The following is a 17,988-nucleotide window of genomic DNA, read 5'->3' as shown; positions in this document are numbered from 1 at the left end:
GTAAAAACCATAGCCATTGTACTGGTATGGGTTAAATTCATTAACATCTAAGCGCAGAAAATTAACTGCGGCAACTGCTTTTATTCCAGGTTCCCACTGATTTCGCAAAAAAAGCCCAACGTGACATGTTGGGCTGCAAATTGCGCATTGAGATCATTCTCAACGCATTATTTTATCGCCGCGCGAAAGTCCGACTACACCAGAACGAGCAACTTCCACAATTTTCGCCACATCGCGAATCGATGCTAAAAATGCATCAAGCTTATCGCTGGTGCCTGCTAATTGAACGGTATAAAGCGAGGGTGTGACATCAATAATTTGCCCACGGAATATTTCCGTATTACGTTTAACTTCGTCACGCCCGTAGCCGCTGGCCTGAATTTTCACCAGCATGATTTCCCGCTCAACATGCGCGCCCTGCCCTAACTCGCTCACGCGTAATACATCGACTAGCTTGTGTAATTGCTTTTCGATCTGCTCAAGCACTTTTTCATCGCCCACGGTCTGGATGGTCATACGCGATAATGTCGGATCGTCAGTTGGTGCAACGGTCAGGCTTTCAATGTTGTAGCCTCGCTGGGAAAAAAGGCCAATCACGCGGGATAACGCGCCTGATTCATTTTCGAGTAAGACTGATAATATCCGGCGCATAATCAGGTTCTCTCCGTTTTGCTTAACCACATTTCATCCATTCCGCCCCCGCGAATCTGCATCGGGTAGACGTGCTCACTGCCATCGACGGTGACATCAACAAACACCAGGCGATTATTACGCACCTGTTCCAGCGCCTCGCTAAGTTTGCTTTCCAGTTCTTGCGGATGAGCAATCTGGATCCCGACGTGACCATAGGCTTCCGCCAGACGAACGAAATCGGGTAGAGATTGCATATAAGATTGTGAATGACGGCCGGAATAGATCATGTCCTGCCACTGTTTCACCATCCCCAGATAGCGGTTATTGAGATTCACTACCAGTACCGGCAACTCGTATTGCAACGCGGTAGACAGTTCCTGGATGTTCATCTGAATACTGCCGTCGCCCGTGACGCAAACCACGGTTTCTTCTGGCAACGCCATTTTGACGCCCAGTGCCGCAGGTAAACCAAAACCCATCGTGCCGAGGCCGCCAGAGTTGATCCAGCGACGCGGTTTGTCGAATGGATAATAAAGCGCAGCAAACATCTGGTGCTGCCCGACATCGGACGTCACGTAAGCGTCTCCCTTCGTCAACCGCCAAAGAGTCTCGATCACCGCCTGCGGTTTAATCTTTTCACTGTGAGAGTCATATTTCAGGCACTGACGAGCGCGCCACTGTTCAATCTGCTGCCACCAGTCGCGGATCTCATCCAGCGGTTGATGGACGGATTCTTGCGACAGGAGTTCAAGCATTTGTTCGAGGACCTGGCGAGCATCCCCCACAATCGGGATATCAGCAGTCACGGTTTTAGAAATGGAAGTAGGATCAATATCGATATGCAGAACCGTGGCATTTGGGCAGTACTTCGCCAGATTGTTCGTCGTTCGGTCATCAAAACGTACCCCGACGGCAAAAATCACATCCGCGTTATGCATCGTCATATTAGCTTCGTAGGTGCCGTGCATTCCCAGCATGCCCAGTGCCTGACGATGCGTTGCCGGAAACGCCCCCAGCCCCATTAATGAGGAAACAACGGGCAGATTCAACGCCTCCACCGTTTCTTTTAGCTGCTGATGACAGCCCGCCGTGATTGCCCCACCGCCTACATAGACAACCGGTTTTTTTGCCGCCACCAGCGTTTGCAGAGCGCGCTTAATTTGCCCTTTATGCCCGGAGGTCGTGGGATTGTAAGATCGCATACTGACCGACTCCGGCCAGATGTAGGGTAATTTGTTCGCCGGATTAAGAATATCTTTGGGTAAATCAACGACCACGGGCCCAGGACGACCACTTGCCGCCAGCCAGAAAGCCTTTTTCAGCACCTGCGGAATGTCTTCCGTTTGCTTAACCAGAAAACTGTGTTTAACCACCGGGCGAGAAATCCCCACCATGTCGCACTCCTGAAAGGCATCGTAGCCTATCAACGAGGTCGCTACCTGCCCGGAAAGGACAACTAAGGGAATGGAATCCATATAAGCGGTGGCAATGCCAGTAATCGCATTGGTCGCCCCTGGACCCGACGTTACCAGCACGACGCCGACTTCCCCGGTCGCGCGCGCCAGACCATCGGCCATATGCACCGCCGCCTGCTCATGACGAACTAAAACATGATCGATACCACCCACGGTATGCAATGCATCGTAAATATCAAGGACCGCGCCTCCGGGATAACCGAATACTTGTTTAACGCCCTGATCGATAAGCGATCGGACGACCATCTCGGCTCCAGACAACATCTCCATGGCCTGCCTCACTGTTTGACGGAAAAAATGTGTAAAACACATTAACCGTCCGATCTTGCTTAAGCAATTGGCAGCCTGAGACATAAACACGGGGTAATAAGAATAAACAGGAGGAAAGGTGAAAAGAAACGATAAAATCCTCCATTACAGAGGATTAAATTGATAATAAATCGGCTGAATCCCACAACTTACAGCAATTTCTCTATTTTTTTAATTAATCCTAAAATAGCGAAATCACACATTCAGAATAAAATTCTACATTCAATAAAAAATGCAGAACAAACCAGACATTAATGTCTGACCTATTCTGCATTCAGTTAGCGTTTGCAAATTGAGACTAATTGCTCTTCCATCCACTGATGGCCTTTATCGCGCCCGGCAGCTTCATGCCAGGAGAGATAACAGGTTCTGCTGTTTTGTTTTAACGGCAGCGGTAATACCTGTAATTCTAAGGATTCAGCGAACTCTTCCGCCAGCCAACGCGGCGCAATAGCGACCAGATGCGTTTGCGACACCACGCTAAGTACGCTCATCATTGCCATGCCCTGATACGCGATACTGGCTTGCTTATCTACCGTGTCATACCACGGTTGACTAAATGACGCGAAACGATCGAGCGAAACCGCCGCATGTTGTTCGTTATAAACATCATGTTTCAGTAACGGGCCTTTAATTGTTGGATGATTTTTGCTGGCTACCAGCACCATTTCATCTTTAAATAATGGCACACTGGTAAATTCAGGACGATGGAAGTCTTCATAACTAATCACAAACTCCGTTTCCTGATAACGCAGCTGATGTTCAGTGTTCTGATTTAATGAAGACTTGAACATAACATGTATATTTGGCGCAATCTGCTCAATGTGATTATAAATCTGCGAGGTCAGAATGCTGTCTAACGGGCTGCAGACACAAAGATGAAATACACGTTCACTACTGGCAGGCTCAAAGCCTGAACCTGGTAATTCATTTTGTACTAATTGCAATGCCTGACGAACTGAACCAAAAAGTTGAAATGCGCGAGCAGTCGGTTGAATACCACGGCCATAACGAACAAAAAGCTCGTCATTAAACATCACCTTCAGGCGTGCAACAGCGTTACTGACCGCAGGTTGCGACATTCCCAGAACATGAGCGGCACGGGTAATGTTTTGCTCCTGCATCACGGCATCGAAAACGGTTAATAAGTTGAGATCGACCATGCGTAGCTGTGGCTTGCTTAACTCCGCCGTCTCTGGATGATCTGTTTGTACCTCTGGCATACTTAACTCCACTGTCACACTTAACTCCCTTTCCCTTATTGGAATGCAGAGAAATAATCCTCGAGAATATGATTTATCATGCATATAAAATAAGAAAAAGGAAAATGAGTAAAATTAGGAAAACATAAAGATACGGGTTCTTATAAAAACAGAATCCATTGCCGTGGAAAGCGTCATTTACCACAGCATAATAATCCATAATGTTTTTGTTGCGAAAACAATCTAATCATAACTACCGCGAATACTCAATCATCCACAAAATGGATTAAATGTGCTTTTTTAATAATTAATTTATATGTTTAATGCATTAATCCTTAACATTAATTGATCAATAATATTCACCAAATCAATATCAAAAAATTCGCAAAACATATAATTCAATACAAATCATCAGGATAGGTTTTGTAACGCGTGCATTTTATCCCCCTTTCCCTCGTCGATTAGATGCAAAAATTTATTCTGAAATATGTCAACCGATGAAAAGCGGCGGTGGTTAAGCAGAAATTAATATCGCTTGTTTTAACCACCGCAGCACAATTAGCTAATTTGACGGATGCAGAACTCATGCTGGCGGGACGTTTTTATTACGTCAGGGTTGACATCCGTTTTTGTATCCAGTAACTCTAAAAGCATATCGCATTCATCTGGAGCTGATTTAATGACTCACATCGTTCGCTTTATCGGTCTACTACTACTAAACGCATCTTCTTTGCGCGGTAGACGAGTGAGCGGCATCCAGCATTAAGCCAGCACGCAGTCAAACAAAAAACCCGCGCCATTGCGCGGGTTTTTTTATGCCCGAAGCGAGGCGCTCAAAAAGAGACAAGGACCCAAACCATGAGCCAGCAAGTCATTATTTTCGATACCACATTGCGCGACGGTGAACAGGCGTTACAGGCAAGCTTGAGTGTGAAAGAAAAACTGCAAATTGCGCTGGCCCTTGAGCGTATGGGTGTTGACGTGATGGAAGTCGGGTTCCCCGTCTCTTCGCCGGGTGATTTTGAATCAGTGCAAACCATCGCTCGCCAGGTTAAAAACAGCCGCGTATGCGCGTTAGCTCGCTGCGTGGAAAAGGATATCGACGTGGCGGCCGAATCTCTGAAAGTCGCCGAAGCCTTCCGGATTCATACCTTTATTGCCACTTCGCCAATGCACATTGCCACCAAGCTGCGTAGCACGCTGGACGAGGTGATCGAACGCGCTATCTATATGGTGAAACGCGCCCGTAATTACACCGATGATGTTGAATTTTCTTGCGAAGATGCCGGACGCACCCCAATTGCCGATCTGGCGCGAGTGGTCGAAGCGGCGATTAATGCCGGTGCCACCACCATCAACATCCCGGACACCGTGGGCTACACCATGCCATTTGAGTTCGCCGGAATCATCAGCGGGCTGTATGAACGCGTACCCAACATCGACAAAGCCATTATTTCCGTACATACCCACGACGATTTGGGCCTGGCGGTCGGAAACTCACTGGCGGCGGTACATGCCGGTGCACGCCAGGTGGAAGGTGCAATGAACGGGATCGGCGAGCGTGCCGGTAACTGTTCCCTGGAAGAAGTGATCATGGCGATCAAAGTTCGTAAGGATATTCTCAACGTTCATACCGCCATTAATCACCAGGAAATATGGCGCACCAGCCAATTAGTTAGCCAGATTTGTAATATGCCGATCCCGGCAAACAAAGCCATTGTTGGCAGCGGCGCATTCGCACACTCCTCCGGTATTCATCAGGATGGTGTGCTGAAAAACCGCGAAAACTACGAAATCATGACACCAGAATCTATTGGTTTGAACCAAATCCAGCTGAATCTGACCTCTCGTTCGGGACGTGCGGCAGTAAAACACCGCATGGATGAGATGGGGTATAAAGAAAGTGAATATAATTTAGACAATTTGTACGATGCCTTCCTGAAGCTGGCGGACAAAAAAGGTCAGGTGTTTGATTACGATCTGGAGGCACTGGCCTTCATCGGTAAGCAGCAAGAAGAGCCGGAGCATTTCCGTCTGGATTACTTCAGCGTGCAGTCTGGCTCTAACGATATTGCCACTGCCGCCGTCAAACTGGCCTGCGGCGAAGAAGTCAAAGCAGAAGCCGCCAACGGTAACGGTCCGGTCGATGCCGTCTATCAGGCGATAAACCGCATCACTGACTATAACGTCGAACTGGTGAAGTACAGCCTGACCGCCAAAGGCCACGGTAAAGATGCGCTGGGTCAGGTGGATATTGTCGCCAACTACAATGGTCGCCGCTTCCACGGCGTCGGCCTGGCCACCGATATTGTCGAGTCCTCCGCCAAAGCCATGGTGCACGTACTTAACAATATCTGGCGTGCCACAGAAGTCGAAAAAGAGTTGCAACGCAAAGCTCAACACAACGAAAACAACAAGGAAACCGTGTGATGTCGAAGAATTACCATATTGCCGTTTTGCCCGGAGATGGGATCGGGCCGGAAGTGATGACCCAGGCGCTGAAAGTGCTGGATGCCGTGCGCAACCGCTTTGCGATGCGCATCACCACCAGCCATTACGATGTAGGCGGCGCAGCCATTGATAACCACGGGCAGCCGCTGCCGCCTGCGACGGTTGAAGGTTGTGAGCAAGCCGATGCCGTGCTGTTTGGCTCGGTAGGTGGTCCGAAGTGGGAACATTTGCCGCCAGACCAGCAACCAGAACGCGGCGCACTGTTGCCTTTGCGTAAACACTTCAAATTATTCAGCAATCTGCGTCCGGCAAAACTGTATCAGGGGCTGGAAGCATTCTGTCCGCTGCGTGCTGACATTGCCGCTAACGGCTTCGACATCCTGTGTGTGCGCGAACTGACCGGCGGCATCTATTTCGGTCAGCCAAAAGGCCGCGAAGGTAGTGGACAATATGAAAAAGCGTTTGATACCGAGGTGTATCACCGTTTTGAGATTGAACGTATCGCCCGCATCGCGTTTGAATCTGCTCGTAAACGTCGCCATAAAGTGACGTCTATCGACAAAGCCAACGTGCTGCAATCCTCTATTTTATGGCGGGAGATCGTTAACGAGATCGCCACGGAATACCCGGATGTCGAACTGGCGCATATGTACATCGACAACGCCACCATGCAGCTGATTAAAGATCCATCACAGTTTGACGTTCTGCTGTGCTCCAACCTGTTTGGCGACATTCTGTCTGACGAGTGCGCAATGATCACTGGCTCAATGGGGATGTTGCCTTCCGCCAGCCTGAACGAACAAGGTTTTGGTCTGTATGAACCGGCAGGCGGCTCCGCACCAGATATCGCAGGCAAAAACATCGCCAACCCGATTGCACAAATCCTGTCGCTGGCACTGCTGCTGCGTTACAGCCTGGATGCCGATGATGCGGCTTCCGCCATTGAACGCGCCATTAACCGCGCATTAGAAGAAGGCATTCGCACCGGAGATTTAGCCCGTGGCGCTGCCGCCGTTAGTACCAATGAAATGGGCGATATCATTGCCCGCTACGTGGCAGAAGGGGTGTAATCATGGCTAAGACGTTATACGAAAAATTGTTCGACGCTCACGTAGTGTACGAAGCCGAAAACGAAACCCCGCTGTTATATATCGACCGCCACCTGGTGCATGAAGTGACCTCACCGCAGGCGTTCGATGGTCTGCGCGCCCACGGTCGCCCGGTACGTCAGCCGGGGAAAACCTTCGCCACCATGGATCACAACGTCTCTACTCAGACCAAAGACATTAATGCCTGCGGTGAAATGGCGCGCATCCAGATGCAGGAGCTGATCAAAAACTGCAAAGAGTTTGGCGTCGAGCTGTATGACCTGAATCACCCGTATCAGGGGATCGTCCATGTAATGGGGCCGGAACAGGGCGTCACATTGCCGGGGATGACTATTGTCTGCGGCGACTCGCATACCGCCACCCACGGCGCGTTTGGCGCACTGGCCTTTGGTATCGGCACTTCCGAAGTTGAACACGTACTGGCAACGCAAACCCTGAAACAGGGTCGTGCGAAGACCATGAAAATTGAAGTCCAGGGCAAAGCCGCGCCGGGCATTACCGCGAAAGATATCGTGCTGGCGATTATCGGTAAAACTGGCAGCGCAGGCGGCACCGGGCATGTGGTGGAGTTTTGCGGCGAAGCAATCCGTGATTTAAGCATGGAAGGTCGTATGACCCTGTGCAATATGGCAATCGAAATGGGCGCGAAAGCCGGTCTGGTTGCACCGGACGAAACCACCTTTAACTATGTCAAAGGCCGTCTGCATGCGCCGAAAGGCAAAGATTTCGACGACGCCGTTGCCTACTGGAAAACTCTGCAAACCGACGAAGGCGCAACTTTCGATACCGTTGTGACTTTGCGGGCAGAAGAGATTTCACCGCAGGTCACCTGGGGCACCAATCCAGGTCAGGTGATTTCCGTGAACGACAATATTCCCGATCCGGCTTCGTTTGCCGATCCGGTTGAACGCGCGTCGGCAGAAAAAGCGCTGGCCTATATGGGGCTGAAACCGGGTATTCCGCTGACAGAAGTGGCTATCGACAAAGTGTTTATCGGTTCCTGCACTAACTCGCGTATTGAAGATTTACGCGCGGCGGCTGAAATCGCCAAAGGACGGAAAGTCGCGCCAGGCGTGCAGGCACTGGTGGTTCCCGGCTCTGGCCCGGTAAAAGCCCAGGCGGAAGCGGAAGGTCTGGACAAAATCTTTATTGAAGCCGGTTTTGAATGGCGCTTGCCAGGTTGCTCAATGTGTCTGGCGATGAACAACGATCGCCTGAATCCGGGTGAGCGTTGTGCCTCCACCAGCAACCGTAACTTTGAAGGCCGCCAGGGGCGTGGAGGGCGCACGCATCTGGTCAGCCCGGCAATGGCTGCCGCTGCTGCGGTGACCGGACATTTCGCCGACATTCGCAACATTAAATAAGGAGCACACCATGGCAGAGAAATTTATCAAACACACAGGCCTGGTGGTTCCGCTGGATGCCGCCAATGTCGATACCGATGCAATCATCCCGAAACAGTTTTTGCAGAAAGTGACCCGTACTGGTTTTGGCGCGCATCTGTTTAACGACTGGCGTTTTCTGGATGAAAAAGGCCAACAGCCAAACCCGGACTTCGTGCTGAACTTCCCGCAGTATCAGGGCGCTTCCATTTTGCTGGCACGAGAAAACTTCGGCTGCGGTTCCTCGCGTGAGCACGCGCCGTGGGCATTGACCGATTACGGTTTTAAAGTGGTGATTGCCCCGAGTTTTGCTGACATCTTCTACGGCAACAGCTTTAACAACCAGCTGCTGCCGGTGAAATTAAGCGATGCCGAAGTGGACGAACTGTTTGCGCTGGTGAAAGCCAATCCGGGGATTCATTTTGATGTAGACCTGGAAGCGCAAGAGGTGAAAGCGGGAGAGAAAACGTATCGCTTTACCATCGATGCCTTCCGCCGCCACTGCATGATGAACGGTCTGGACAGCATCGGCCTGACATTGCAGCACGACGACGCCATTGCGTCTTATGAAGAGAAGCAACCGGCATTTATGCGTTAGTTTGTAAACCGTCCGGCACTCAATCGCCAAAAAGAAAAAAGCCAGCAGATAATCACTGCTGGCGTGGCGATTAACACCAATACTCAGTCACACATGATGTCCGCAAATCAGTAGTCAGAATGACTCCCCTCCCACTGCATCAGTTCTTCAAGCATAGTTAATCGTTGTGGGACGCTTAACCAACGCAACCAGCACAACTTCGCTGTCGCGGTAAAATAGTGCTGATAAAACTGACGCATGGGGCACCTCCTTGCTTCATCGTTAGGAATTATTGACTTAATATAGGGAAAATAAAATTGCTGTCTTTTGCGCAGGAGTTCCCCTTTTATGCCATCTGCTCGTCTGCAACAACAGTTCATCCGCCTGTGGCAATGCTGCGAGGGTAAATCGCAGGACACAACGCTCAACGAACTGGCAGCGTTATTGAGCTGCTCGCGTCGTCATATGCGTACCCTGCTCAACACCATGCAGGATCGCGGCTGGCTGACGTGGGAAGCGGAAGTCGGGCGCGGTAAACGCTCGCGTCTGACATTCCTCTATACCGGGCTGGCGCTTCAGCAACAGCGGGCGGAAGACCTGCTGGAGCAGGATCGTATCGACCAACTAGTGCAGTTGGTTGGCGACAAAGCGACTGTGCGGCAAATGCTGGTTTCTCATCTGGGCCGCAGCTTCCGCCAGGGGCGGCACATCCTGCGCGTGCTCTACTATCGTCCGTTGCGTAATCTGCTACCTGGCAGCGCATTGCGCCGTTCCGAAACCCATATTGCCCGGCAAATCTTCAGTTCGCTAACGCGCATAAATGAGGAAAATGGGGAACTGGAAGCAGACATCGCCCACCACTGGCAGCAAATTTCACCGCTTCACTGGCGTTTCTTTTTGCGTCCAGGAGTCCATTTTCATCATGGTCGTGAACTGGAAATGGACGACGTGATCGCCTCTTTAAAACGAATCAATACGCTGCCGCTCTATTCGCATATTGCTGACATTGTGTCGCCGACGCCCTGGACGCTGGATATCCATCTCACGCAACCGGACCGCTGGTTACCGTTACTGCTGGGGCAAGTTCCGGCGATGATCCTGCCGCGCGAATGGGAAACCCTCAGCAACTTTGCCAGCCATCCCATCGGAACGGGTCCTTATGCGGTGATCCGCAACAGCAGCAATCAACTGAAAATTCAGGCATTCGACGACTTCTTTGGTTATCGGGCATTAATCGACGAAGTTAACGTCTGGGTCTTGCCGGAAATTGCTGATGACCCCGCGGGAGGCCTGATGCTGAAAGGACCGCAAGACGAGGAAAAAGAGATTGAAAGCCGCCTTGAAGAAGGTTGTTACTATTTACTGTTCGACAGCCGTACCCATCGCGGGGCGAATCAGCAAGTCAGAGACTGGATAAGCTATGTGCTTTCGCCGACCAATCTGGTTTATTTCGCCGAGGAACAGTACCAGCAGCTGTGGTTTCCGGCCTATGGGCTGCTTCCCCGTTGGCACCATACCCGCACCATAAAGAGCGAAAAACCGGCTGGTCTGGAAAGCCTCACCCTGACCTTTTATCAGGATCACAGTGAGCATAGGGTGATTGCCGGGATCATGCAGCAGATTCTGGCAAGTCACCAGGTCACGCTGGAAATCAAAGAGATCAGCTACGATCAGTGGCATGAAGGAGAGATCGAGAGCGATATCTGGCTTAACAGCGCCAACTTTACGCTGCCGCTGGATTTTTCGCTATTCGCGCACCTGTGCGAGGTGCCGCTGCTCCAACACTGTATTCCGATCGACTGGCAAGCCGACGCCGCCCGCTGGCGCAATGGCGAAATGAACCTGGCGAACTGGTGCCAGCAACTGGTCGCCAGCAAAGCAATGGTGCCGCTTATCCACCACTGGCTGATTATTCAGGGACAACGCAGTATGCGCGGCCTGCGCATGAACACCCTCGGCTGGTTCGATTTTAAATCAGCGTGGTTTGCGCCGCCGGATCCAGAGTAGCTTGCGCCTTTTGGCGGTCATGAGCGCATTTTTTATATTTAGACGGAATGAATAAAATACATTACTTTTATATTTTCTCTGTTTTATGCATCGTCTGATTAGAGTCGCAAATAAGATTATCTCGAATCGTGTGCGATTCATTGTCTGAAAAATGACGACTCCGCACTCCCTGAAAACAAGGCAGAGTCTGGATTCGACTCCAGACTCCAACTCAAATTTCTTTTGCCAGAATAAAAATACACGCTCATAATTTCAGTAACACGCTGTTGTTTGAGGCTAATCAGACGAGATTTTATCTTGCGTGGGTGTGGGATGTTGATGTTAAGTGACAGGCATATGAAAATTAGCATACCGGGTAGAATTCAGTATTTCTGCGCAATATTGTTTTATATAAAAAATAAGTCAGTGTGTTTTTTACCTTATTTTATATATAGTGGTCAGCACCAACTTAAAAAAGAAAGGGCGTTCCTGCCCCTTCCCTATTTATTATTCTGGCTCAATCAATAATTGCGCCACGACTGCGCAATTTAGCGCTATCCTGGCCGGAAAGGTCAGCCTTGCTCAGGTTAATCCCGCGCACGTTAGTATCTTCCATATAAGCATTGTTCAGGATGGTATTGTCCATTTTTGCATTGCGCAGGAGTGTATCGTCCAGGTCAGTATCGGACATGTCAGTATCGGACAGGTTAGTATCGGACAGGTCAGAGCTAATAACTTTGGCATTGTTCATTTTAGCACCGTGCAGGTCAGCACCGAGTAGGTTAGAACTGCACAGACTGATCTTGTCCATTTCAGCATTGCTCAGGTCAGCCTTGCGAAGGCAAGCACCATTAAGGGAAATCCCGGAAAGGTAAGCATTACTCAGATCAATGCCCCCGGTACTGGGGCTTATTCCCAATTGCAACTTCTGAGTATATATCTCTATATTTCCAATATAAAAACTGACACATAACATATTATCTGGCGAGATTGAGCCCCTCGCCTGCATCATTTCCGGATCTTTTGCGTGTTCTTTGAGTTCATTAAATTTTTTTAGCCGGTGGGTAAACCTATCACGCGCCTTCTCGTCGACAGCCCCGGTAAAGTATTTTGAGTAGCCATCACAATTCTGGAAATAAAATGCATCCTTCAGAATTTGCCTTGCCGCAGTCTGGGAATGTTTATCTGACCGGAAGAGATTGCGTAACGTCTCCCATAGCTCTTCAAAGATATTCATATTCTCGGTCTTTTTGACCAGGTTAACCATCCTGATAATCTGAGAGTGAGTAAGGCCTGGATCTTTAGTGGTATTACTTGCAGGGATACTAATCTGTTCTGGGTTTCTTACTTTCATGCTGATAGCTCCACTATGAGTTAAAAACTCAGAATAAGCGTCCTGAATAAGAATACTGTCAAAAATCGCTCATTCACGCAATAAGCCGTTGCATTACCGATTTTGACTGTGCTAAGGGATTCTTTCGGTTCAAAGCTTCCCAGCTATGCAAATACGTCCTTGATAGCTGAACGAATATTGGCTTTTTTAATACGCCTTCTCTATGGATTGCTGGTTGATAACAAAATCACTACACTAACGCCGTTCTCAACGGGGTGCCACGCAGACGCGTGCGCTGAGAAAATACCCGTCGAACCTGATCCGGATAACGCCGGCGAAGGGATTTGAGGCTCCTTCTCAAGTCCTTTGCCACTCTTTTTTGAGGTGCAAAGTGTTAAAAAAATATCTTCCCCTGCTGTTGCTGTGCACAGCGCCCGTTTTCGCGAAACCTGTTCTGACTGTTTATACCTACGATTCCTTCGCCGCTGACTGGGGGCCAGGCCCAGTGGTAAAAAAAGCCTTTGAAGCCGACTGTAATTGCGAACTGAAACTGGTAGCGCTGGAAGATGGCGTTTCGCTTCTCAACCGTCTGCGGATGGAAGGCAAAAACAGTAAAGCTGATGTGGTGCTGGGGCTGGATAACAATCTGTTAGACGCCGCCAGCAAAACCGGACTGTTTGCCAAAAGCGGTGTGGCAGCAGATGCGGTAAATGTACCCGGCGGCTGGAATAATGACACTTTCGTACCGTTTGATTACGGCTATTTCGCCTTCGTCTATGACAAGAACAAACTGAAAAATCCGCCGCAAAGCCTGAAAGAATTGGTTGAGAGCGATCAAAACTGGCGGGTGATTTATCAGGATCCGCGCACCAGTACGCCGGGGCTGGGCCTGCTGTTGTGGATGCAAAAAGTCTATGGCGATGACGCCCCACAAGCCTGGCAGAAACTGGCGAAGAAAACGGTCACGGTCACCAAAGGCTGGAGCGAAGCCTACGGCCTGTTTTTAAAAGGCGAAAGCGATCTGGTACTGAGTTACACCACCTCTCCGGCTTATCACATTCTCGAAGAGAAGAAAGATAACTACGCCACCGCGAACTTCAGCGAAGGTCACTATTTGCAAGTGGAAGTCGCCGCCCGCACCGCTGCCAGCAAGCAGCCAGAGCTGGCGCAAAAATTCCTCCAGTTTATGGTTTCTCCGGCTTTCCAGAATGCGATCCCAACCGGCAACTGGATGTATCCGGTGGCAAATGTCACGCTGCCTGCCGGGTTTGAACAATTGACCAAACCGGCAACCACGCTGGAGTTCACGCCAGCCGAAGTGGCGGCACAACGTCAGGCATGGATTAGCGAATGGCAACGCGCCGTCAGCCGTTAATTCCCGGCTGGTTAATTCCAGGTGTAAGCGCCGCTACGCTTGTGGTGGCGGTTGCGCTGGCGGCGTTTCTCGCCCTGTGGTGGAACGCGCCGCAGGGTGACTGGGTGGCAATCTGGCAGGACAGCTACCTGTGGCATGTGGTGCGCTTCTCCTTCTGGCAGGCGTTTCTCTCGGCGCTACTCTCTGTCGTACCCGCGATATTCCTCGCCCGCGCGCTCTATCGCAGGCGCTTTCCGGGTCGGCTGGCGCTGTTGCGTCTGTGCGCAATGACCTTGATCCTCCCGGTGCTGGTTGCTGTTTTCGGCATTCTTAGCGTCTATGGTCGCCAGGGCTGGCTGGCATCGCTCTGCCAATCGCTCGGTCTGGAGTGGACCTTTTCGCCCTACGGCCTGCAAGGCATTTTGCTGGCCCATGTGTTTTTTAATCTGCCGATGGCGAGCCGTTTATTACTTCAGGCACTGGAAAACATTCCCGGCGAACAACGTCAACTTGCCGCCCAGCTTGGGATGCGTGGCTGGCACTTCTTTCGTTTCGTCGAATGGCCGTGGTTACGGCGACAAATCCCGCCAGTTGCTGCGCTTATCTTTATGCTCTGTTTCGCCAGCTTCGCCACCGTGTTGTCGCTGGGGGGCGGTCCGCAGGCGACCACTATCGAACTGGCTATTTATCAGGCGCTGAGTTACGACTACGATCCCACCCGCGCGGCGATGCTGGCGCTGATCCAGATGGTGTGTTGCCTTGGGCTGGTGCTGTTGAGTCAGCGATTGAGTAAGGCCATTGCGCCCGGCACCACGCTGCTGCAAGGCTGGCGCGACCCGGACGATCGTCTGCATAGCCGCATTTGCGACACGGTGTTAATTGTGCTGGCGCTGTTGCTGTTGCTGCCACCGTTACTGGCGGTGCTCGTCGATGGGATAAATCGCCAGTTGCCGGAAGTGCTGGCGCAGCCGGTGCTGTGGCAGGCGCTGTGGACCTCGTTGCGTATTGCGCTGGTGGCAGGCGTATTATGCGTAGTGCTGACCATGATGCTGCTATGGAGCAGTCGCGAACTGCGGGCGCGGCAAAAAATGCTGGCGGGTCAGGCGCTGGAGATGAGCGGTATGTTGATCCTCGCCATGCCGGGGATTGTGCTGGCAACGGGCTTCTTTTTGCTGCTCAACAACACCATTGGCCTGCCACAATCTGCTGACGGCATTGTGATTTTCACCAATGCGTTAATGGCGATCCCTTATGCGCTGAAGGTGCTGGAAAACCCGATGCGCGATATCACCGCGCGTTACAGTATGTTGTGTCAGTCGCTGGGCATTGAAGGCTGGTCACGCTTAAAAGTGGTGGAGCTGCGCGCCCTGAAACGCCCACTTGCGCAGGCACTGGCCTTTGCTTGTGTGCTATCGATTGGTGATTTTGGCGTGGTGGCGTTGTTCGGTAACGATGATTTCCGCACCCTGCCGTTTTATCTCTACCAGCAAATTGGCTCCTATCGCAGCCAGGACGGCGCGGTCACCGCGTTAATTCTGCTGCTACTCTGTTTTCTGCTGTTTACCGTGATTGAAAAACTACCGGGGCGAAATGTTAAAACTGACTGATATCACCTGGCTTTACCACCATTTGCCGATGCGTTTTAGCTTAACGGTGGAACGGGGCGAGCAGGTGGCGATCCTCGGGCCAAGCGGCGCGGGTAAAAGTACCCTGCTGAATTTGATCGCCGGTTTTCTGACGCCAGCCAGCGGTTCGCTGACTATCGACGGCGTTGATCACACCTCTACGCCGCCGTCACGCCGTCCGGTGTCGATGCTGTTTCAGGAGAACAACCTGTTCAGTCACCTGACGGTCGCGCAGAACATCGGGCTGGGGCTTAATCCAGGATTGAAGCTGAACGCGGCACAACAGGAGAAAATGCACGCTATCGCCCGCCAGATGGGGATTGATAATTTAATGGCGCGATTACCGGGCGAGCTTTCTGGCGGTCAACGACAGCGCGTGGCGTTAGCGCGTTGTCTGGTGCGCGAACAGCCGATTTTATTGCTCGATGAACCGTTCTCTGCGCTCGATCCGGCGTTACGTCAAGAGATGTTGACGCTGGTGAGCACGAGCTGCCAGCAGCAAAAAATGACGCTATTGATGGTGTCGCACAGTGTGGAAGATGCGGCGCGGATCGCCACACGCTCGGTGGTGGTCGCCGACGGGCGCATCGCCTGGCAGGGTATGACCGATGAGTTGTTGAGCGGTAAGGCGAGTGCTTCAGCACTATTGGGGATTACGGGTTAGTATGCACTGTCGGATGCGGCGTGAACGCCTTATCCGACCTACGGACAGTGCGTTTTGTAGGCCTGATAAGACGCGGCAAGCGTCGCATCAGGCAACCCGCACAAGGCTATCCCCTAACCCCCAACCACTTTACGCAAAATATCGATATACATCGGCATCAACGGGTGGCGAATTAACACCACCAGCGCCACTACACCGACGGCAGAAATCAACGGCGTCAGCCACAACAAACGACCGCGCGACAAATAATGACTTAAACGATCGGTTGCTTTACCGCTGCGCCATAACCGCCAGCACAGCCAGCCACCAACCCACAAAAATACCGCCGTCGCCAGCAGCAACCATTTAAACTCGCCGCTCTGCATTCCGGCTGGAATATCGATCGCCGCACCCGCCAGAATCCCCGGCAGGAAGTAAAACGGTGGCCACAGCAGGCAGCCGATAATATTCGGCGTAATAAATTTTGCCACCGGGAGATCCAGCATTCCCGCCACCATTGGCACCAGCGGACGCGTCGGGCCAACAAAACGACCGACCAGAATGGTGAACATGCTGTGTTGATGCAACGCATGTTCAGTTTTATCAAGTAGTGCTTTGTTTTTCTTCAGAAATGACCAGCGATGCAATGGCTTTTTAAAACGCCAGCCCAGCCAGAAAGAGATCCAGTCGCCCAGCAGGCAACCGACGATCCCTGCCAGCCAGGCGTGCCAGAAACTTAACTCGCCACTGCCAATCAGCGCCCCCAGTCCCGCCATTAGCACCGTACCGGGTAAAATCAAACCGACCAGCGCCAGCGACTCCAGAAAGGCCACCAACACCACCGCTATCAATGAATACACGGTGGATTGGGTAATAAAGTGTTCCAGCAATGCTTGCATAATGTGCCTGTCAAATGGACGAAGCAGGGATTCTGCAAACCCTATGCTACTCCGTCAAGTCGTCAATTGTCTGATTCGTTACCAATTATGACAACTTGACGGCTACATCATTCACTTTTTCTTCACAACCGGCACGGAACTCGCTCGGACTGGCCCCGGTGCATTTTTTAAATACTCGCGAGAAATAGAGTTGATCGTCAAAACCAACATTGCGACCGACGGTAGCAATAGGCATCCGGGTGGTGCTCAAAAGCAGCTTCGCCTGACTAATGCGTTGGTCCTCGCGCCAGCTTAAGACGCTAATTCCTAACTGCTGGCGGAACAGATGCGACAGACGCGACGGCGACAGGCAAACATGCTGTGCGACGCTGGCGATATCAAAATTGCTGTCTGCCAGGTGATCGCTGATGTACTGACAAGCCTCGCGTACCCGATTATCCATCGGTGGATGGAGCGACTCGTTAATCGCTTCCATGCGCCGCAGTAACAATTGCTCAAGCAGATTTATCGCCAGCAGCTCCGAATAGCGCCCTTCCCCTTGCCCGGCGTTAATGATTTGCCCAAACAGGTCGCTGAAATGCGGCTGGTGCGCTTCATCCGGGCGAAAGAAACCCGTATTGGCAAATATTGACGGCCAGTTAAGCCATTCATGCCAGTAGGCGCGCGGACGAAAGTAAACCCACTGGTGATACCATTCGCGAGCCTCCGGATGACGACCGTAGTGATGAATCTCTCCTGGCGGGAACAGCAAAATATCACCCGGTCGGCAGACAAATTCTCGTCCCTGATTTTTCACCACCCCCTGGCCGCGTATGGTGAGATTGAGAATATAACCCTTCATTCCCAGTGGTCGGTCGATAAAAAAATCGAGATAACCGTTGGCCTCAATCGGCGTTAAACCCGCCACCAGATGGGCGTTAAACGAGTATCCCGGCAGCAGGGGATCATTTTGCGCTTCAGCCATACTTTTCATACTCCCGCCATTCAGAGAAGAAACCAATTGTCCATAT

Annotated in this window: 17 protein-coding genes, 2 pseudogenes and 1 riboswitch; of the genes and pseudogenes, 10 read left to right on the top strand and 9 right to left on the bottom strand. The window is 51.3% G+C overall.

What is annotated here, in order from left to right:
* Positions 1 to 61 precede the first annotated feature (61 nt).
* From G434_RS0125950 to ilvI, 3 genes are read right to left on the bottom strand one after another with little or no spacing between them, the layout of a single operon-like run.
* On the bottom strand, positions 62 to 148 hold the full coding sequence (locus G434_RS0125950; protein ID WP_001303787.1) for a fruR/shl operon leader peptide: 87 nt from the start codon (positions 146 to 148) through the stop codon (positions 62 to 64).
* Positions 149 to 159: 11 nt separating this feature from the next.
* Complete coding sequence (gene ilvN / locus G434_RS05715) at positions 160 to 651, bottom strand: acetolactate synthase small subunit (RefSeq protein ID WP_001252744.1); 492 nt, start codon at positions 649 to 651, stop codon at positions 160 to 162.
* A 2-nt stretch (positions 652 to 653) separates the two neighbouring features.
* Entirely contained in the window at positions 654 to 2,378 is a 1,725-nt protein-coding gene (gene ilvI / locus G434_RS05720; RefSeq protein ID WP_000425632.1) for an acetolactate synthase 3 large subunit, read from the bottom strand.
* 118 nt (positions 2,379 to 2,496) lie between these two features.
* Here ilvI and G434_RS30010 point away from each other — a divergent pair, with 118 nt between their 5' ends.
* Positions 2,497 to 2,541: a protein YabR gene (locus tag G434_RS30010; RefSeq protein WP_120795371.1), complete on the top strand. Its 45-nt coding sequence runs from the start codon at positions 2,497 to 2,499 to the stop codon at positions 2,539 to 2,541.
* A gap of 154 nt (positions 2,542 to 2,695) precedes the next feature.
* On the opposite strand, the gene leuO is transcribed toward G434_RS30010, so the two are convergent.
* A complete protein-coding gene (leuO, locus tag G434_RS05725; protein WP_001115472.1) occupies positions 2,696 to 3,640 on the bottom strand; it encodes a transcriptional regulator LeuO in 945 nt (314 codons plus the stop codon).
* A 658-nt stretch (positions 3,641 to 4,298) separates the two neighbouring features.
* Here leuO and leuL point away from each other — a divergent pair.
* From leuL to leuD, 5 genes are all read left to right on the top strand, one after another.
* Complete coding sequence (gene leuL, locus G434_RS0125945; protein WP_001300467.1) at positions 4,299 to 4,385, top strand: leu operon leader peptide; 87 nt, start codon at positions 4,299 to 4,301, stop codon at positions 4,383 to 4,385.
* A gap of 92 nt (positions 4,386 to 4,477) precedes the next feature.
* On the top strand, positions 4,478 to 6,049 hold the full coding sequence (gene leuA, locus G434_RS05730; RefSeq protein ID WP_000082847.1) for a 2-isopropylmalate synthase: 1,572 nt from the start codon (positions 4,478 to 4,480) through the stop codon (positions 6,047 to 6,049).
* On the top strand, positions 6,049 to 7,140 hold the full coding sequence (gene leuB / locus G434_RS05735) for a 3-isopropylmalate dehydrogenase (protein WP_000042357.1): 1,092 nt from the start codon (positions 6,049 to 6,051) through the stop codon (positions 7,138 to 7,140). Before leuA ends, leuB begins: the two co-directional genes overlap by 1 nt.
* Positions 7,141 to 7,142: 2 nt before the next feature.
* A complete protein-coding gene (gene leuC / locus G434_RS05740) occupies positions 7,143 to 8,543 on the top strand; it encodes a 3-isopropylmalate dehydratase large subunit (protein ID WP_001140662.1) in 1,401 nt (466 codons plus the stop codon).
* 10 nt (positions 8,544 to 8,553) lie between these two features.
* Positions 8,554 to 9,159, top strand: a complete 606-nt coding sequence (gene leuD / locus G434_RS05745; RefSeq protein WP_000818231.1) for a 3-isopropylmalate dehydratase small subunit — start codon at positions 8,554 to 8,556, stop codon at positions 9,157 to 9,159.
* Positions 9,160 to 9,266: 107 nt separating this feature from the next.
* On the opposite strand, the gene sgrT is transcribed toward leuD, so the two are convergent.
* The gene (sgrT, locus tag G434_RS05750; RefSeq protein WP_001248768.1) at positions 9,267 to 9,398 is read right to left on the bottom strand and encodes a glucose uptake inhibitor SgrT; all 132 of its coding nucleotides are present in this window, start codon (positions 9,396 to 9,398) and stop codon (positions 9,267 to 9,269) included.
* An 88-nt stretch (positions 9,399 to 9,486) separates the two neighbouring features.
* Between sgrT and sgrR the strand changes: the two genes are divergently transcribed.
* Positions 9,487 to 11,145, top strand: coding sequence for a DNA-binding transcriptional regulator SgrR (gene sgrR, locus G434_RS05755; protein WP_001138620.1), 1,659 nt, complete (start codon positions 9,487 to 9,489; stop codon positions 11,143 to 11,145).
* Positions 11,146 to 11,641: 496 nt separating this feature from the next.
* Here the strand turns inward: sgrR and G434_RS31125 are convergent.
* Positions 11,642 to 11,791, bottom strand: a pseudogene (locus G434_RS31125) (pentapeptide repeat-containing protein); the annotation flags it as partial.
* A gap of 18 nt (positions 11,792 to 11,809) precedes the next feature.
* Positions 11,810 to 12,478: pseudogene (locus tag G434_RS05760) on the bottom strand (pentapeptide repeat-containing protein); the annotation flags it as partial.
* Between the two features lie 240 nt (positions 12,479 to 12,718).
* Positions 12,719 to 12,818, top strand: a riboswitch (TPP riboswitch).
* A 30-nt stretch (positions 12,819 to 12,848) separates the two neighbouring features.
* On the opposite strand from G434_RS05760, the gene thiB reads away from it, so the two are divergent.
* Genes thiB through thiQ form a run of 3 tightly spaced genes read left to right on the top strand, consistent with a single transcriptional unit; the run spans position 12,849 to position 16,100 of the window.
* Positions 12,849 to 13,832 (top strand): thiamine ABC transporter substrate binding subunit, encoded by a 984-nt coding sequence (gene thiB / locus G434_RS05765; RefSeq protein ID WP_001306203.1) that lies wholly within the window; start codon positions 12,849 to 12,851, stop codon positions 13,830 to 13,832.
* On the top strand, positions 13,808 to 15,418 hold the full coding sequence (gene thiP, locus G434_RS05770) for a thiamine/thiamine pyrophosphate ABC transporter permease ThiP (RefSeq protein WP_000235671.1): 1,611 nt from the start codon (positions 13,808 to 13,810) through the stop codon (positions 15,416 to 15,418). The genes thiB and thiP overlap by 25 nt, the downstream gene beginning before the upstream one ends.
* Positions 15,402 to 16,100 carry a thiamine ABC transporter ATP-binding protein ThiQ gene (gene thiQ, locus G434_RS05775; protein WP_000916278.1) on the top strand — a complete coding sequence of 233 codons (699 nt, stop codon included), beginning with the start codon at positions 15,402 to 15,404 and terminating at the stop codon, positions 16,098 to 16,100. Before thiP ends, thiQ begins: the two co-directional genes overlap by 17 nt.
* Before the next feature lie 113 nt (positions 16,101 to 16,213).
* On the opposite strand, the gene G434_RS05780 is transcribed toward thiQ, so the two are convergent.
* Both G434_RS05780 and araC read right to left on the bottom strand, forming a co-directional pair.
* Positions 16,214 to 16,978 (bottom strand): DedA family protein, encoded by a 765-nt coding sequence (locus G434_RS05780; RefSeq protein ID WP_001148377.1) that lies wholly within the window; start codon positions 16,976 to 16,978, stop codon positions 16,214 to 16,216.
* An 85-nt stretch (positions 16,979 to 17,063) separates the two neighbouring features.
* Positions 17,064 to 17,942: an arabinose operon transcriptional regulator AraC gene (gene araC, locus G434_RS05785; RefSeq protein WP_001300811.1), complete on the bottom strand. Its 879-nt coding sequence runs from the start codon at positions 17,940 to 17,942 to the stop codon at positions 17,064 to 17,066.
* Between the last annotated feature and the right edge of the window lie 46 nt (positions 17,943 to 17,988).

It is taken from the genome of Escherichia sp. KTE172 (genome assembly GCF_000408845.1).
Lineage (GTDB): Bacteria > Pseudomonadota > Gammaproteobacteria > Enterobacterales > Enterobacteriaceae > Escherichia > Escherichia coli.
The sequence above is the reverse complement of the archived record's forward strand: the minus strand, read 5'-3'. Positions and strand labels throughout refer to the sequence as shown.

Bases quoted from the DNA above. Each gene is read 5' to 3' on its own strand.
- ilvI (WP_000425632.1), bottom strand. From the start codon at position 2,378: ATGGAGATGTTGTCTGGAGCCGAGATGGTCGTCCGATCGCTTATCGAT.
- leuB (WP_000042357.1), top strand. From the start codon at position 6,049: ATGTCGAAGAATTACCATATTGCCGTTTTGCCCGGAGATGGGATCGGG.
- leuL (WP_001300467.1), top strand. From the start codon at position 4,299: ATGACTCACATCGTTCGCTTTATCGGTCTACTACTACTAAACGCATCT.
- thiP (WP_000235671.1), top strand. From the start codon at position 13,808: ATGGCAACGCGCCGTCAGCCGTTAATTCCCGGCTGGTTAATTCCAGGT.
- leuC (WP_001140662.1), top strand. From the start codon at position 7,143: ATGGCTAAGACGTTATACGAAAAATTGTTCGACGCTCACGTAGTGTAC.
- araC (WP_001300811.1), bottom strand. From the start codon at position 17,942: ATGGCTGAAGCGCAAAATGATCCCCTGCTGCCGGGATACTCGTTTAAC.
- leuO (WP_001115472.1), bottom strand. From the start codon at position 3,640: ATGCCAGAGGTACAAACAGATCATCCAGAGACGGCGGAGTTAAGCAAG.
- sgrT (WP_001248768.1), bottom strand. From the start codon at position 9,398: ATGCGTCAGTTTTATCAGCACTATTTTACCGCGACAGCGAAGTTGTGC.
- sgrR (WP_001138620.1), top strand. From the start codon at position 9,487: ATGCCATCTGCTCGTCTGCAACAACAGTTCATCCGCCTGTGGCAATGC.
- G434_RS0125950 (WP_001303787.1), bottom strand. From the start codon at position 148: ATGCGCAATTTGCAGCCCAACATGTCACGTTGGGCTTTTTTTGCGAAA.
- leuD (WP_000818231.1), top strand. From the start codon at position 8,554: ATGGCAGAGAAATTTATCAAACACACAGGCCTGGTGGTTCCGCTGGAT.
- G434_RS05780 (WP_001148377.1), bottom strand. From the start codon at position 16,978: ATGCAAGCATTGCTGGAACACTTTATTACCCAATCCACCGTGTATTCA.
- leuA (WP_000082847.1), top strand. From the start codon at position 4,478: ATGAGCCAGCAAGTCATTATTTTCGATACCACATTGCGCGACGGTGAA.
- ilvN (WP_001252744.1), bottom strand. From the start codon at position 651: ATGCGCCGGATATTATCAGTCTTACTCGAAAATGAATCAGGCGCGTTA.
- thiQ (WP_000916278.1), top strand. From the start codon at position 15,402: ATGTTAAAACTGACTGATATCACCTGGCTTTACCACCATTTGCCGATG.